We start from the raw sequence: 15,509 nt of genomic DNA, 5'->3' as shown, positions 1-15,509 counted from the left end.
GGGGTCTCCTAGGAGTTCACGGCGCCGATGAGGCTGAGCGGGCGCATGTCCGTCCAGGTCTCCTCGATGTGGTCCAGGACCGTCTGCCGGGCCTCGGGCCCGAAGCGGGTGTGCCAGCCGGCCGGCACCTCGAGGTGGCCGGGCCACAGGGCGTACTGGCCCTCGTCGTTGACCACCGCGAGGTAGCGGGCCTCGGTGTCCTCGAACGGGTTGGTCGGCATGGTGCTCTCTCCTCGGTTCAGGGGTCAGGAACGGTCGGACAGCGCGGCGGCCAGCACGGGGCCGATCACCGCGAGCGCCTCCGGCCCCGCCATGGCGCCGTGGACGCACCGAACGGGATGGTCCTCGATCCGGCCGGTGATGTGCGGGACCCACGCCCGGGCGGCGGTGTCGCCGGTGTCCCCGGCGGTGTCCCCGGTGCTTTCGGTGGCGCTCTGGGTGGCGGTGAAGAAGAGGACGTCGCCGTCGTAGCGGCGCGGGGTGAAGGCGGTGGCGAGCCGGACGTTGTCGGCGAAGGCGGCCACCATCGCCGCCAGCCGGGTCTCGCCGAGGGCGGCGAGCGGGCTGTGACCGTCCGCCAGCAGCTCCAGTACGGCGGCGGGTTCGAGCCCGGACGGGTCCTCGGGGACGGGGTGGCCCAGGGACGCGAGCAGTTGGGCCATCACCTCCTCCTGGCCGGACGGGCCCCCGGCGGCGGTGCCGGGCCTGCTGTCCAGCAGGGCCAGCAGGGCCACCTCCTCGCCCTGCTCGCGCAGCAGGACCGCGATCTCGTGGGCCAGCGTGCCGCCGAAGGACCAGCCGAGCAGGTGGTACGGGCCGTGCGGCTGGATCTCCCGGATCCTGGCCAGGTATCCGGCGGCCAGCTCCCCAACGGCCTCCGCGGGCACGGCGTCCGCGGGCGCGGCGTCCGGGGACAGCAGCCGCGGCGACTGCAGCCCGTACACCGGCCGTTCCGGCTCCAGGTGGCGCAGCAGGCCGGAGTAGACCCAGGCGATCCCGGCGGCCGGGTGGACGCAGAAGAGGGGCGGCTGGTCGCCCTGCGGGCGCAGCGGCAGGACGGTGTCGAAGTCGTCGCCCCGGGCGTCCGGGCCGTCGCCGAGCCGGGCCGCGAGGGCGGCGACGGTGGGCGCCTCGAACAGGGTGCGGATGCCGGGGGTCACGCCGAGTACCGCGCCGATCCGGCCGGTGAGCCGGGTGGCGAGCAGGGAGTGACCGCCGAGGTCGAAGAAGTTGTCGTCGATGCCGACCCGGGGCACCCCGAGGACCTCGGCGAAGAGGTCGGCCAGGATCTCCTCGTGGACGCTGCGCGGGCCGCGTCCGGAGACGGCCGCCTCCGGCTGCGGCTCCGGGAGGGCCTTGCGGTCGAGCTTGCCGCTGGGGGTGAGCGGCAGCGCGTCCAGAACGACGACGGCCGCGGGCACCATGTACGCGGGGAGTTCGGCGGCGAGGGCGGCGCGCACCTCGGCCGGGTCGGCGGTGGCGCCCGGGGCGGGCACCACATAGCCGATGAGCTGCTTCGGCCCGTCGTCACCCGTGCGGGCGACGGCCACCGCGGTGTCCACGGCGGGGTGCCGGGCGAGGGCCTGTTCGATCTCGCCGAGCTCGATCCGGAAGCCCCGGATCTTGACCTGGTGGTCCACCCGGCCCAGGAACTCCAGCTCCCCGGCCTCGCTCCACCGGACCAGGTCCCCGGTGCGGTACATCCGCGAACCGGCCGGACCGAACGGGCACGGCACGTACCGCTCCGCCGTCAGCCCCGCACGCCGCCAGTAGCCGCGCGCCACCCCGTCACCCGCGATGTACAGCTCCCCCGCCACACCCACCGGGACCGGCGACAGGCCGGCGTCCAGCACGTACACGCGGGCGTTGCGGATGGGCCGCCCGATCGGCGGGGTGCCGCCGCCGGGGGCGAGGGGGTCGCTCATGGTGGTGACGACGGTGGCCTCGGTGGGCCCGTAGACCTGCATGACGCGGCGTCCGGGGGCCCAGCGTTCGACGAGTTCGGCGGAGAGCGCCTCGCCGCCGACGACGAAGCCGCGCAGGTCGGGCAGGTCGCCCTCGGGAAGCGAGGCCAGCATCGGGGCCACCAGGTCGGTGTGGGTGACCCGGTGGTCGCGCAGCAGGTCCCGCAGGTCCTCGCCGAACACCTGCCGTTCGGGCGCGGGCACGACCAGGGCCGCTCCGGAGGTGAGGGTGAGGGCGATGTCGGCCAGCGAGACGTCGAAGCTGATGGAGACCAGCAGCAGGAAGCGGCTCGTCGCGTCCAGCCCCAGCCGGTCGATGTGCTCCCCCGCCACGCCCGCGATGCCGCGGTGGGTGACGACGACGCCCTTGGGGCGGCCGGTGGAGCCGGAGGTGTAGATGACGTACGCCGGGTGGGCCGGGGTGAGCGGGGCGCGCCGGTCGGCGTCGGTGGGGTCGTGGGCGGGCAGGGCGTGCAGCAGGGCGGCGGTGGCGGGGTCGTCGAGGACGACCGCGGGGACGCCGGCGGGTACGGCGCCCGCCGCCCGCGCGGTGGTCAGCGCGAGCACCGGGGAGCCGTCGTCGAACATCTGCCGCACCCGGTCGGCCGGGTAGTCCGGGTCGACGGGCAGATAGGCGGCGCCCGCCTTCACGGTGGCGAGCAGCGCGACGATCACGTCCACGGAGCGGTGCGCGGTGAGCGCGACGAAGTCCTCGGGGCCCACGCCGAGCCCGATGAGGTGGTGGGCGAGCCGGTTGGCCCGCTCGTTCAGCTCGCGGTAGGAGACGGCCGTGTCCCGGAAGAGCACGGCGTCGCCGTCGGGGGTGCGCCGCACCCGGTCCTCGAACAGCTGCGGCAGGGTGTCCCCGGCGACCGGGTGCGCGGTGGCGTTCCAGGTCTCCAGCAGCCGGGTCCGCTCCGCCTCCGGCAGGACGGCGATGGCGCCCAGCCGCTGCCCGGGGTCGTCGGCGACGCTCTCCAGCACGCGCAGCAGGCAGCCGGCGATCCGGTGGGCGGTGGCCTCGTCGAAGAGGTCCGCGCTGTACTCGACGACTCCGGTGATGCCGTCGGGGGTGCCGTCCGGGGTGCGCCGCTCGGTGAGGTCGACGGCGAGGTCGAAGCGGGCGGTGCCCAGGTGCGGCACGGTGACCTCGGACTCCAGCCCGGGCAGGTCGAGTTCGGGCCGCAGGCTGTCCTGGAAGGCGAGGAGCACCTGGAAGAGCGGGTGCCGGGCGAGCGAGCGGGCAGGGTTGAGTGCCTCGACGAGCCGCTCGAACGGCAGGTCGGGGTGGGCGTAGGCGGCGAGCCCGCGGTCCCGCACCCGGGTCAGCAGCTCGGCGAAGGTCGGGTCGCCGGAGGTGTCGGTGCGCAGCACCAGGGTGTTGGCGAAGAAGCCGACCAGCCCGTCCAGGGCCTCGTCGGTGCGGGCGCCGACGGGGCTGCCGAGGGGGATGTCCTCCCCGGCGCCGAGCCGGGTGAGCAGGGTGGCCAGGGCCGCCCGGAGCGCCATGAAGACGGTGGCGCCGCGGGTCCGGGCCATGGCGTGCAGTCTGCGGTGCAGCTCCGGCGGCACGGTCAGCGGCACGGTGCCGCCCCGGTAGCCGGCCAGCGCCGGGCGCGGCCGGTCGGTGGGCAGGTCCAGCTGGTCGGGGAGGCCGGCCAGTTCGGTGCGCCAGAAGGCGAGCTGTTCGCTCATCCTGCTGTCCGGGTCCGTTTCGTCGCCCAGGTGCCGCCGCTGCCAGAGGGCGTAGTCGGCGTACGGGACGGGCAGCGGCTCCCAGTCGGGGGCGCGTCCGGCCAGCCGCGCCGCGTAAGCGCGGGAGAGGTCGCGGGTGAGCGGGGTGGTGGACGGGCCGTCGCCGGCGATGTGGTGCAGGACGAGCAGCAGGACGTGCTCCTGCTCCCCGGTGGCGAGCAGGTGGACCCGCAGCGGGGTCTCCCGGGTCAGGTCGAAGCCCTGGTGGGCCAGTTCGCGGACGGTGGCGTCCAGCTCCCCGGGTGCGATCCGCCGGGTCAGCACCCGCGGCCGGGCCGCGTCGGGGTCGAGGACGTGCTGCCGGGGCTCGCCGTCGGTCTCGGGGAAGACGGTGCGCAGCGCCTCCTGGCGGCGGACCACATCGGCCAGGGCCTCGCTCAGCGCCGCCGTGTGCACGGCGCCGCGCAGCCGGATGACCAGCGGAATGTTGTAGAGCGAGCCGTCGTCCTCGAAGCGGTTCAGGAACCACAGCCGCTGCTGCTGGAAGGAGAGCGGCAGCCGGTCGGGGCGCGGGCCTGCAGGGAGCAGTCCGGCGCCGGCCGCGGCGGCGCCGCCGAGCCGCCGGGCGAGCGCGGCGACGGTGGGCGACTCGAAGAGGTGACGGATCTTCAGCTCGCCGCCGTGCAGCGACCGGATGCGGCTGATCAGCCGGATGGCGAGCAGCGAGTGGCCGCCGAGCGCGAAGAAGTCGTCGTCGGTGCCGACCGCGGGCACGCCGAGCACCTCGGCGAACAGCTCGCAGAGCAGCTCCTCCTGCGGGGTGCGCGCGGCCTTCCGGCCCTCGGACTCCGCCGCCGCGGGGGCCGGGAGGGCCTTCCGGTCGAGCTTGCCGTTGGGGGTGAGCGGGAACGCCTCCAGGACCAGGACGGCGCCGGGCACCATGAACCGCGGCAGCCTCTCGCCGACCGCGGTGCGCAGCGCCTCCGGTTCCGGCGTCTGCCCGGGGGCGGGGACGACATAGCCGGTCAGCCGCTGGTCGCCGGGGGTGTCCTCGCGGACGACGACCACGGCGCGGGCGACGTCGGGGAGGTCGGTGAGGGCCTGTTCGATCTCGCCGAGCTCGATCCGGAAGCCCCGGATCTTGACCTGGTGGTCCACCCGGCCCAGGAACTCCAGCTCCCCGGCCTCGCTCCACCGGACCAGGTCCCCGGTGCGGTACATCCGCGAACCGGCCGGACCGAACGGGCACGGCACGAACCGCTCCGCCGTCAGCCCCGCACGCCGCCAGTAACCGCGCGCCACCCCGTCACCCGCGATGTACAGCTCCCCCGCCACACCCACCGGAACCGGCGAGAGAGCGGCGTCCAGCACGTACACCCGGGTGTTGCGGATGGGGCGCCCGATGGTCGGTGCCGCGTCCGCCACCGGCGAGGAGGTGGACCAGATCGCGGTCTCGGTGGGTCCGTACATATTGGTCACCGAGCGGCAGGCGGCGGCGAGTTCCGCGGCCAGGGCGGGCGGCAGCGCCTCGCCGCCGACCAGCGCGGTGAGGCCGCGCAGCGCGTCCGGCCGGGCGGCCAGCAGCTCCTGCCAGAGGGAGGGCGTGGCCTGGAGGTGGGTGACGCCGGTCTCCGCCACGAGGGCGGTGAGCGCGGCGGGGTCCCGGACGGTCTCCTCGTCGGGGAGGACCACCGCGGCGCCGCTGCGCAGCGGCAGGTACATCTCCAGGGCGGCGATGTCGAAGGCGATGGTGGTGACGGCGGCCAGCCGGTCGTCGGGGCCCATCGCGAAGAGGTCGTCCATGCCGGCGAGGAAGTTGTCCAGCGCGGCCCGGGGGACGACGACGCCCTTCGGCCGCCCGGTCGAGCCCGAGGTGTAGATGACGTACGCGGGGGCGCCCGGGGGCACCGGCCGGGCCGCCGGGGCGGCCGCCGGGTACTGCCGCAGGGCGGCCGCGGTCTCCGGCAGGTCCAGGTGGAGCCGGGGCGCGTCCGCGGGGAGCGCGCCGTCCGTGCCGGTGGTGGTGAGGACCAGGGCGGGGCGGGCGTCGTCGAGCATGTGGGCGACGCGGTCGGCCGGGTAGCCGGGGTCGAGCGGGAGGTAGGCGGCGCCGGTGCGCAGCACGGCCAGCAGGGCGACGACCAGGTCCGGGGTGCGGGGCAGGGCAAGGGCGACGAAGCTGCCCTCGCCGATGCCCCGGTCGAGCAGCAGCCGGGTGAGCCGGCCGGCCCGCTCGTGCAGTTCGGCGTGGGTGAGGGTCTCCGTGGCGGTGACGACCGCGGGGGCCTGCGGGGTGCGGGCCGCGACCGCCTCCAGCTGTGCGGTCAGCCCGTCCCGCGGTGTGGTCCGGCGGGTGTCGTTCCAGGTCTCCAGCAGCCGGTGCCGCTCGTCGGGGTTGAGCACCCCGAGCGCGCCCAGCCGGCGGCCGGGGTCGGCGGCGGCGTCGGTGAGCAGCAGCGTCAGCCGCTCCAGCAGGAGTTCGACGGTGCCGCGGTCGAAGAGGTCGGTGCTGTACTCCAGCATGCCGCCGATCCCGGCGGGCTTGCCGTCCTCGCCGGTCAGCTCCTCGACGTAGAACGACAGGTCGCACTTGGCCACCGGCAGCGCGAACGGCACGGGCTCGACGCGCACACCGGGCAGCTCCGGGCGCGGGTGCGGGAAGCTCTGCAGCGCGAGCAGCACCTGGAAGAGCGGGTGACGGCTCATGGAGCGGGCCGGGTTCACCGCCTCCACCAGCCGTTCGAACGGCACGTGCTGGTGGGTGTAGGCGGCCAGGCCGGTCTCCCGCACCCGGGCGAGCAGTTCGGTGAAGGCGGGGTCGCCGGAGGTGTCGGTGCGCAGCACCAGGTTGTTGATGAACAGGCCGACCATGGGCTCGGTCGCTTCGTCGGTCCGGCCCGCGACGGGGCTGCCGATCGGGATGTCCTCGCCGGCGCCGAGCCGGGTCAGCAGAGCGGCCAGCCCCGCCTGGAGGACCATGAACAGGCTGCACCCGTGCTCCTGGGCGAGGCCGCGCAGCGCGGTGTGCAGCTCGGCCCCGAGCGCCACGGGGACGGTGTCGCCGCGGTAGCTGCCGCGGGCCGGACGGGGCCGGTCGGCGGGGATGTCGAGCTGCTCGGGCAGCCCGGCCAGGGCGGCCGTCCAGTGGTCGAGTTCCCGGGCCAGCAGCGAGCCGGGCCCCTCCCCCAGCACCTCGCGCTGCCACAGGGTGTAGTCGGCGTACTGCGCGGGCAGCGGCTCCCACTGGGGCGCGGCGCCGGAGGTGCGGGCGCGGTAGGCGTGCGCCAGGTCGTCCATGAGCGGGGCGTGCGACCAGCCGTCGGTCGCGATGTGGTGCAGGGTCAGCAGCAGGAGGTGGCGGTCCTCGCCGGTGCGGAACAGGTGGGCGTGCAGCGGGGTCTCGGTGGCGAGGTCGAAGTCGCGCAGGCTCTCCGCCGTCATCGCCCCGGGCAGCTCCTCCGCGGTGACGGTGGAGGTGCGCAGCTCGACGGCGGCCGCGTCGCGGACGTCCTGGTACGGCTCCCCGTCGTCGGCGGGGAAGACGGTGCGCAGCGCCTCGTGCCGGCCGGCGACGTCGGCGAGGGCGCGGCGCAGGGCGTCGGTGTCCAGCGCTCCGTCGAGCCGGTGGGCGAGCGGGATGTGGTAGGTCGCGGAGGGGACGTCCTCCATGCGGCTGAGGAACCACAGCCGCCGCTGGGCGTACGAGAGCGGGACCCGGGCGGGGCGCCGGCCGGCCCGGCGCAGCGGCGGGGTCTCCTCGGCGGCGGCGCCGCGGGACTCGGTCCAGCGGGCCAGCGCCGCCGGGGTGGGCGCCTCGAACAGGCTGCGGACGTCCACCGCGGCGCCGAGGGCGGTGCGGACCCGGCTGACCAGCCGGGTGGCGAGCAGCGAGTGGCCGCCGAGGCCGAAGAAGTCCTCGTCGGCGCCGACCGCCTCCAGGCCCAGCACCTCGGCGAAGAGGGTGCACAGCAGTTCCTCGCGCGGGGTGTGCGCGAGGCGCCCGATGCGGGTGCGGGCGCCGGAGGGCGCGGGCAGGGCCTTGCGGTCGAGCTTGCCGTTGGGGGTGAGCGGGAACGCCTCCAGCACCACGACGGCGGACGGCACCATGTACTCCGGCAGCGTGCGGGACAGCCGGGCGCGCACCTGCGCCGGGTCCGCCGCCCAGCCGGGCTCGGGGACCAGGTAGCCGATGAGCCGCCGGTCGCCGGGCCGGTCCTCGCGGATGGTGACCGCGGCCTGGGCGACGCCGTCCAGCGCGCCGAACGCGGCCTCGATCTCACCGAGTTCGATCCGCACACCGCGGATCTTCACCTGGCTGTCCACCCGGCCCGCGTACTCGACGGCGCCGTCCTCCCGGCGCCGGGCCAGGTCACCGGTGCGGTACATCCGGGAGCCCGGCTCCCCGAAGGGGTTGGGCAGGAAGGACTCGGCCGTGCGGCCGGGACGGCCCAGATAGCCGCGGGCCAGCTGGACACCGGCCAGGTAGAGCTCGCCGGTCTCCCCCGGCGCGGTCTCCCGCAACTGCGCGTCCAGCACGTACACCTGGGTGTTCCACACCGGCCGGCCGATGGGCACGGTGGTGGCGCCCGGCTCGGGGACGCACTCCCAGAAGGTGACGTCCACCGACGCCTCGGTGGGCCCGTAGAGGTTGTGCAGTCCGGCGGTGTCACCGAGCAGCGTGCGGAACCGCTCGGCGAGTTCCAGCGGCAGCGCCTCGCCGGAGCAGATGACCCGGCGCAGGCTGGTGCACTGCGCGGCGGTGGGCTCCTCGGTGAAGAGCTGGAGCATCGACGGCACGAAGTGGATCGTGGTGATCCGCTCCGCGCGGATGATCTCGCTGAGGTAGCCGGGGTCGCGGTGGCCCTCGGGCTTGGCCATGACCAGCGCCGCGCCGTAGGAGACGGGCCAGAAGAACTCCCAGACGGAGACGTCGAACCCGGACGGGGTCTTCTGGAGCACCCGGTCGTCCTTGCCGAGCCGGTACTCGGCCTGCATCCAGCTCAGCCGGTTGACGATGCCGCGGTGCGGGACGACGACGCCCTTGGGGTGCCCGGTGGAGCCGGAGGTGTAGATGACGTACGCCGCGTCCTCGCCGTGCACCGGGCGGGCCGGGGTGAACGTCACGGAGGGCTGCGCGGCCAGCAGCCCTCGCGTCCCGTCGGTGTCGAGCACGACGGTGCGCAGGCCCTCGGGGCGCGCACCGGCCGGGATCAGCTCCTCGGCCGCGGTGTGGCTGAGCACCAGCGCGGGGGCGGAGTTCTCCAGGAGATAGGCGATGCGCTCGGCCGGGTAGCCGGGGTCGACCGGCAGATACGCCGCGCCCGCCTTGACCACGGCCAGCAGCGCGACCAGCAGTTCGGTGGAGCGGGGCACGGTGACCGCGACGATCGAGCCCGGCCCGACGCCCGCCCCGGCGAGGAGGTGGGCCAGCCGGTCGGTGCGCTCGTCCAGCTCGGCGTAGCTCAGCCGCTCACTTGCGTGGACCAGCGCGAGACGTTCGGGAGTGCGGGCGACCTGCGCCGCGAAGAGCCCCGGCAGGGTGGTGGAGGCGTCCGGCAGTCGCACCGAAGTGTCATTCCATTTCACCGTAAATATCCTCCACAGCCCAAGAGTTCACAACGTATAGCGATCGGTACGTCTTCAGCGGATCCGGGCCTGGCCGCTAGCGGTCATGGCCTGCACCGGACAGCCCGTAGCTACGGGCGGTGCGCTCCCGGAGCGCGAACGGGGTGGTCGCGTCGACCGCGGCCCGGCCGGGCGGCCTGCTCCCGCCCCGGGCGCGGGTCCACTCCTCGGTGCCGGACGGGTCCATGGGGACCGGCCCGTACTCATCCCGGGCGACCGTGTCGACGGCGAGGTTCGCCCGGGTGGTGAGGGCCCACAGCAGGTCCTCCGCGCAGGAGATCCGCACGTCGTCGTCGGTGACGACCACCAGCTTCAGGAAGGAGTGCTGCGCCAGCAGCGACCGGGCGATCCGGGCCGGGGCGGCGTCCCCCTCCGCGCTCTCCTTGCGCAGCGCGACGGCCAGCAGCAGCATCCCGCCGCCCGCCGCGGCCTGGTGGAGCTCACGGACGGCCGCGCCAGGCACGTCCGGCAGCGACAGCGCCGCCGAGAGGGCGCCCGCGGTGCCCAGGATGTGCGACTGCTCCCGGCCCGGCCCGATGACGGCCTGGTAGACGGGGTCCCGGCGGTGGGTGACGGCGGTGACGGTCAGCACCGGCAGCCCGGTGCGGGAGCGCCCGTCGTAGCCCAGGAACTCCGGCAGCGACCAGCCGCTGCCGGTGACCGTCTCGTCGGCGAGCGTGCCGTCGAGGTACCCCTCCAGCACGATCTCCGACTCCGCGAGCACCGACGCCCCGCCCTGGGTGAGCGCCGGTGCGACGGCCACCGGCGCACCGGCGAGGGCGCCCGCGACGGCGAGCTTGTCGAGCCCGGGCGGCAGGAAGCGGGTGCCCAGGGCGGAGGCCACCATGGCGGCGGGCGGCACCCCGGTATTGACGGTGACCGGCAGCCGGCGCCCGGCGCCGACGGCCCGTTCGTACAGGGCCCCGAGCTGCCGCCCCGGCACCATCCAGACCGTGAGCCGGGTGCGGTCCAGCACCAGCATCCGGTGCGAGGACAGCGCGGTCTCCCCCGTCTCCGGGTCCTCGGCGCGGACCAGCGCGGCGGTGAGGTACGGCCCGGCGTCCCGCGGGGTGGCGGTGAGCACCGGCAGCCGGCGCAGATCCACCCGGTCGCCGGTGTGCACCCGCTCCCGGCAGGCCGGTTCCGCGACCCGTACCGGAGGGAGCGCCCGCGCCGTGAGCCGCCGGGCGCGCTCCGGCGTGATGCGGTCCGGCAGCCCGGGCAGCCAGCGGCGCAGCCGGTCCTCCGCGCCGTACAGGCCGAGCAGCACCGGCCCCCCGGCCCCCTCGACTGCGGTGTGCAGCACCGCGGGTTCGGGGCGGGAGACGCCGACGGCCGGCACCCCGCCGTGGCGGCGGGCGAAGCGGCCCGCCACCTCGGTACGGGCCAGTGGCTCCGCCTCCCGCAGCACGGCCCCGGGCTCGCGGCCGGCCAGCTCGGCGAGGGCGGCGCGCAGCGACAGCCCGGGAGGGCCGGCCGGCGGCTCGGCGTCCGCCGAACTCACCGCGTTCTCGAAGCTCACGACCTCCTCCGGCCTCACCGCGCACGCTCCAGCTCCGCCGCCCAGCCCGACAGGTCGTCCGCCAGCAGCAGCCCCGTGCCGATCAGTAGCGCCCGGTAGCCCGCGTCGAGCAGCCCCCGCGCCTCCTCCGGGCTCCGGATGCCGCTCGCGCTGACCGGCACCGGGGTCCCGGTGGCCAGCACCGCGGGCAGCAGGGCGTGGCTGCGCTCCGGGCCCTCCGGGCCCCGCTCGCGCCGCCGGATGTCCTTGTTGTTGACGGCGACCACGCACCGCTCGCCGTGGACCACGGCGGCGGCCTCCCGTTCGTCGCTCACCTCCACGAAGGGGGTGAGGCCGTGCTCCAGACAGCTCTCGATGAGCCGCGGCAGCACGGATTTCGGCAGCACGGTGGCGGTGAGCAGCGCCGCGGACGCACCGCGCGCGGCGACGTCGGCGAGCTGCCGCTCCTTGGTGAGGAAGTCCTTGACCAGCACCGGCAGTCCGGTGGCCGCGACGACCTCGTCCAGCAGTCCGGGAGTGCCGCCGAACCACGACCCGGTGACGACCGAGAGGGCCGGGGCGCCCAACGCCTCGTACTCCCGGACCAGTTGCCCGACCGTCCGGCCGCGGAAGAGATCGTCGCCGTCGGCGGACCGGCGTTTGATCTCCATCAGGACCGGCACCCGGGAGATGAGCAGGGCGTCGCCGAAGCGCCCCACGGCCGGCGCGCTCATGCCCTGACCTCGTCCCGTACCCGGCCCAGCCGCTCCCACCAGGCGGTGCGGATGGCGTCCAACCGGCGCAGGGTGAGCGAGCCGTCCGGGCCGCGCAGCGCGCTGTCCAGGTCGATCCCGAGCAGCCCGGGGTGCCGCAGCACGTGGTCGTACCGTTCGACGCCCGCCTCCGAGAGCCCGCCGGCCAGCAGGAACGGACGGCTGACCCGCTCCAGCGCCCGGGTGAGCGCGGCCGGGTCCAGCGGCCGGCCGGTGGAGCCGATCCGGCCGTCCGGGCCGACGGAGTCGAAGAGGAAGGAATCCGCCCCGGCCTGCTCGTACGCGCCGATCAGCGGCTCCTCCAGCACCTTGCCGTCCCGGACGTGCAGCACCTTCACCAGGTGGACCCCGGGCAGCGCGGCCCGGATCCGGCGCACCGTGCCGGGCATCGGATAGCCGTGCAGCTGCACCCGGCGCACGCCGGAGGCGGCGACCGCGGCGCGCAGCGCCTCGGGGTCCTCCTCCAGCGTGACCAGCACCGGGTCGAGGTGCAGCTGAGCTGCGCGGGCGGCCAGCGCGACCAGCCGCTCCAGCGGCAGCTCGGACCTGCCGCCCGGAACGCCGTGCCAGAGTCCGACCTGCTCGACCGGGAACTTCGACAGCCGGCGCAGCTCGTGGTCGGTCACCAGCCCGCACACCTTCAGCAGCACGGTCTCAGCCCTCCTGTCCGCCGGGGACGGGCAGCTGCGCGAGGGAGCGGCCGACCGCGTCCGCGTCGAAGCCGTCGTCCGTGAGCTCCCCGGCGAGGTGGCGCTCGTACGCGCCGAGGTCGAAGTGGCCGTGGCCGGACAGGCCGAACAGGATCACCTGCGAGCGGCCCTCCTCGCGGCAGCGCAGCGCCTCGTCCACGGCGACGCGCACCGCGTGCGTCGACTCCGGTGCGGGCACGATCCCCTCACTGCGGGCGAAGGCGAGTCCGGCCTCGAAGCAGGCGGTCTGCGGCACCGCACGCGCCTCCATCAGCCCCTCCTCGAGCGCCCGGCTGACCAGCGGCGAGATGCCGTGGTAGCGCAGGCCGCCGGCGTGGATGGGCGGCGGGACGAAGGCGTGGCCGAGGGTGTGCATCTTCATCAGCGGGGTGAAGCCGCCGGTGTCGCCGAAGTCGTAGGCGACCCGCCCGCGGGTCAGCGTCGGGCAGGCCTCCGGCTCGGCGGCGATGACCCGCACCGGCTGGCCGCCGCGGAGCTGCTGACCGAGGAACGGGAAGGCGAGCCCGCCCAGGTTGCTGCCGCCGCCGGCGCAGCCGATCACGATGTCCGGGTAGTCCTCCGCCATGTCCAGCTGGGCCATGACCTCCTGGCCGATGACCGTCTGGTGCAGCACGACGTTGTTGAGGACGCTGCCGCCCGCGTAGTTGGTGCCCGGGTCGTTCATGGCCAGTTCCAGCGCCTCGGAGGTGGCGATGCCGAGGCTGCCGGGGCAGTCCGGGTCCCCGTCGAGGATCTTCCGGCCGATCTCCGTCTCGGTGGACGGGCTGGGCAGGCAGGTGGCGCCGTACGCGTGCATCAGGGCCCGGCGCTGCGGCTTCTGGTGGTAGCTGACCCGCACCATGAAGACCTTGACCTCGAGGTCGAACAGCGCACCGGCCAGGGCGAGCGAGGAGCCCCACTGCCCGGCGCCGGTCTCGGTCGCCAGCCGCCGGATCCCGGCCGCCTTGTTGTAGAAGGCCTGGGGCACGGCGGTCGACGGCTTGTGGCTGCCGGCCGGGCTGCCGCCCTCGTACTTGTAGTAGATCCGTGCCGGGGTGCCGAGCTTCTCCTCCAGCCGCCGGGCCCGGAAGAGCGGGGACGGCCGCCACTGGGCGTAGATCTGCCGGACCTCGTCGGGGATCTCGATCTCCCGCTCGGTGGACAGCTCCTGCTCGGCCACCTCCTTGGGCATGATCCCGGTCAGGTCGTCGACGGTCGCGGGCCGGCCCGTGCCCGGGTGCAGCAGCGGCTCCAGACCGGGCAGATCGGCGGCGATGTTGTACCAGTGCTCCGGTATGCGCACATCGCTGAGCAGGTACTTCACGGATTTCACGGCGGTGGTCCTCTCGGTGTTCCTGGTGTGTGCGCTCAGCGCGGTGCGGGGGCGGTGCGGGCGTCCGCCTCCAGGGAGCCGGGCACGAAGCGCGCCGCGGCGGGCCCGGTGAAGATCCCCGGGTGCTCCCGGCGCAGCCCGTCGAGCACCTGGTCGTACGGGAGGTCGTCGAACTCCCCGTGCTCCTGCAGGAACTCCATGTGGGCCCGGCCGTTCTCGTCGTAGGGGTGGTGGAGGCTGTCGCCCCGGCCGTCGAACTCCAGCGGGCTGATGCCGTACAGCCGGCACAGCAGCCGGTTGAAGACCGGGGTCGCCCGGATCCAGCGGCCCAGGTGGAGGGAGGTGAGGGCGTGGTAGTGGAAGACCTCGCCGCCGATGAACTCCCGGACCGCCTCGGAGGAGAGGTGGTTGCGCACATCGGTGAGCACGATCCGGGCCGGGATGTCCACGGCCCGCAGCGCGGAGACGTAGAGCACCGACTTGTGCAGGCACATCCCCTTGCCGGCCTTGAGCACCTGTGAGGCGGTGAGTCCCTCGCGGGAGAGGTCGGCGCCGTAGATCTCGTAGCGGATCCGGTCGCGCACGGCGTAGTAGAGCTTCACCGCGCGGTCGCGGGGGTCCTGGCCGCCGTCGGGCAGCACATCCTCGACGAACCGCCGGATCTCCGGGGAGTCGTGGTCGAGGAAGGCGGTGCTGCTGAGCGAAGGTGCGAACTCCATGCGGGAACCCCGTCCGGTCGGAAGGTGGAGGCCGTGGTGTGCGGAAGCGGTCACAGGCCCAGGGCGGCGGCGATGCGGGAGGACTGGATCTCGGAGGTGCCCGAGTAGATCGTCCCGCCGACCGCGTTGCGCAGCTCCTGCTCCAGGCCGTACTCGGCGGTGTAGCCGTTGCCGCCGAAGACCTGTACGGCGCTGAGCGCGGAGGCCAGGTTCGCCTCGCTGACGACACGCTTGGCGATGGCCAGGTCGGTGGTGACCGGCTCCCCCGCGGTGAGCTTCTGCGCGGTGTCGTAGAGCCACTTGGACGCGGTCTCCACGCCGATCTTCATGTCGACGATCTTGTGGGAGACGGCCTGGAAGTCGCCTATCGGCTGCCCGAAGGCGGTGCGCTTCCGGGCGTACTCGACACAGCGCTCCATCCGCTGCCGCATCTCGCCCAGCACCACCGCGAAGGAGCAGAGGATCTCCCACTTCATGACGTGGTCGAGGATCAGGAAACCGGTGCCGGGCCGCCCGACCAGCGCGGACGCGGGCACCCGGCAGTCGTCGAGGAACAGCTCGCACAGCGGGGAGGACTTCAGCCCCATCTTGGCGATCGGCGTGCCGAACTCCAGCCCGGGGGTGTCCCGTTCCACCGCGAACACGCTGAGCCCCAGCGGGCCCGCCGTGGGATCCGTCCGGGCGTAGACCATGACCAGCCCGGCGACCGGCCCGTTGCTGACGAACGCCTTGGAGCCGCGCAGCACATAGCCGTCGCCGTCGCGCACCGCGCTGGTGCGCATGTTCAGCGCGTCGGAGCCGACGTCCGGTTCGCTGATGGCGTGGGCGCCGATCAGCGAACCGTCGCAGACCCGCGGGAGGTACCGCCGCTTGGTCTCCGCGGAGCCGAAGCGCTGCAACGGCACCCCGGTGGAGGCCAGGTGGGTGGTGACGGAGAAGTTCAGCCCGCCGTTGCGGCAGCCGTACCCCAGCCCCTCCAGCATGTACATGGTGGTGAGCAGCGACTGCCCGAGCCCGCCCCACTCCTCGTCGAACGGCAGCCCCAGCAGTCCGCTGTCCGCCGCCGCGGCCCAGGGCCCGCGCGGGAATTCGGCGTCCGCGTCATAGCGCAGATGCTCCTCGCCCAGGCGGGCGAACCACGGCGTGAGACCTTCGCGCAGCTCCCGCTGCTCCCTGGTCCATTCGATCACTGCTGCTCCTGTGGTGGGGG

At 74.6% G+C, this 15,509-nt stretch carries 8 protein-coding genes; all 8 read right to left on the bottom strand.

Features of this window, described 5'->3' with window-relative positions; all coding sequences use genetic code 11:
- Window positions 1–8 precede the first annotated feature (8 nt).
- The 8 genes from ACFYYR_RS10735 to ACFYYR_RS10700 all read right to left on the bottom strand — a co-directional run bounded on the left by ACFYYR_RS10735 (window position 9) and on the right by ACFYYR_RS10700 (window position 15,489).
- Window positions 9–221, bottom strand: a complete 213-nt coding sequence (locus ACFYYR_RS10735; protein WP_351511138.1) for an MbtH family protein — start codon at window positions 219–221, stop codon at window positions 9–11.
- Window positions 222–245: 24 nt separating this feature from the next.
- On the bottom strand, window positions 246–9,245 hold the full coding sequence (locus tag ACFYYR_RS10730; protein WP_388849729.1) for an amino acid adenylation domain-containing protein: 9,000 nt from the start codon (window positions 9,243–9,245) through the stop codon (window positions 246–248).
- 76 nt (window positions 9,246–9,321) lie between these two features.
- Entirely contained in the window at window positions 9,322–10,806 is a 1,485-nt protein-coding gene (locus ACFYYR_RS10725; protein ID WP_388849726.1) for a UbiD family decarboxylase domain-containing protein, read from the bottom strand.
- Between the two features lie 14 nt (window positions 10,807–10,820).
- A complete protein-coding gene (locus ACFYYR_RS10720; RefSeq protein ID WP_388849723.1) occupies window positions 10,821–11,519 on the bottom strand; it encodes an indole-3-glycerol-phosphate synthase in 699 nt (232 codons plus the stop codon).
- Window positions 11,516–12,208: an N-(5'-phosphoribosyl)anthranilate isomerase gene (locus ACFYYR_RS10715; RefSeq protein ID WP_388849720.1), complete on the bottom strand. Its 693-nt coding sequence runs from the start codon at window positions 12,206–12,208 to the stop codon at window positions 11,516–11,518. Before ACFYYR_RS10715 ends, ACFYYR_RS10720 begins: the two co-directional genes overlap by 4 nt.
- A 4-nt stretch (window positions 12,209–12,212) precedes the next feature.
- On the bottom strand, window positions 12,213–13,580 hold the full coding sequence (locus ACFYYR_RS10710) for a TrpB-like pyridoxal phosphate-dependent enzyme (protein ID WP_388849717.1): 1,368 nt from the start codon (window positions 13,578–13,580) through the stop codon (window positions 12,213–12,215).
- A 35-nt stretch (window positions 13,581–13,615) separates the two neighbouring features.
- A complete protein-coding gene (locus tag ACFYYR_RS10705) occupies window positions 13,616–14,299 on the bottom strand; it encodes a transglutaminase family protein (protein WP_388849714.1) in 684 nt (227 codons plus the stop codon).
- A gap of 50 nt (window positions 14,300–14,349) precedes the next feature.
- A complete protein-coding gene (locus tag ACFYYR_RS10700) occupies window positions 14,350–15,489 on the bottom strand; it encodes an acyl-CoA dehydrogenase family protein (protein WP_388849711.1) in 1,140 nt (379 codons plus the stop codon).
- Between the last annotated feature and the right edge of the window lie 20 nt (window positions 15,490–15,509).

The sequence above is a fragment of the Streptomyces sp. NPDC001922 genome, assembly GCF_042891165.1.
Lineage (GTDB): Bacteria > Actinomycetota > Actinomycetes > Streptomycetales > Streptomycetaceae > Streptomyces.
Note: the sequence above shows the minus strand (reverse complement) of the source record. Positions and strands in the feature narration are given on the sequence as shown.

Bases quoted from the DNA above. Each gene is read 5' to 3' on its own strand.
- ACFYYR_RS10720 (WP_388849723.1), bottom strand. From the start codon at position 11,519: ATGAGCGCGCCGGCCGTGGGGCGCTTCGGCGACGCCCTGCTCATCTCC.
- ACFYYR_RS10705 (WP_388849714.1), bottom strand. From the start codon at position 14,299: ATGGAGTTCGCACCTTCGCTCAGCAGCACCGCCTTCCTCGACCACGAC.
- ACFYYR_RS10735 (WP_351511138.1), bottom strand. From the start codon at position 221: ATGCCGACCAACCCGTTCGAGGACACCGAGGCCCGCTACCTCGCGGTG.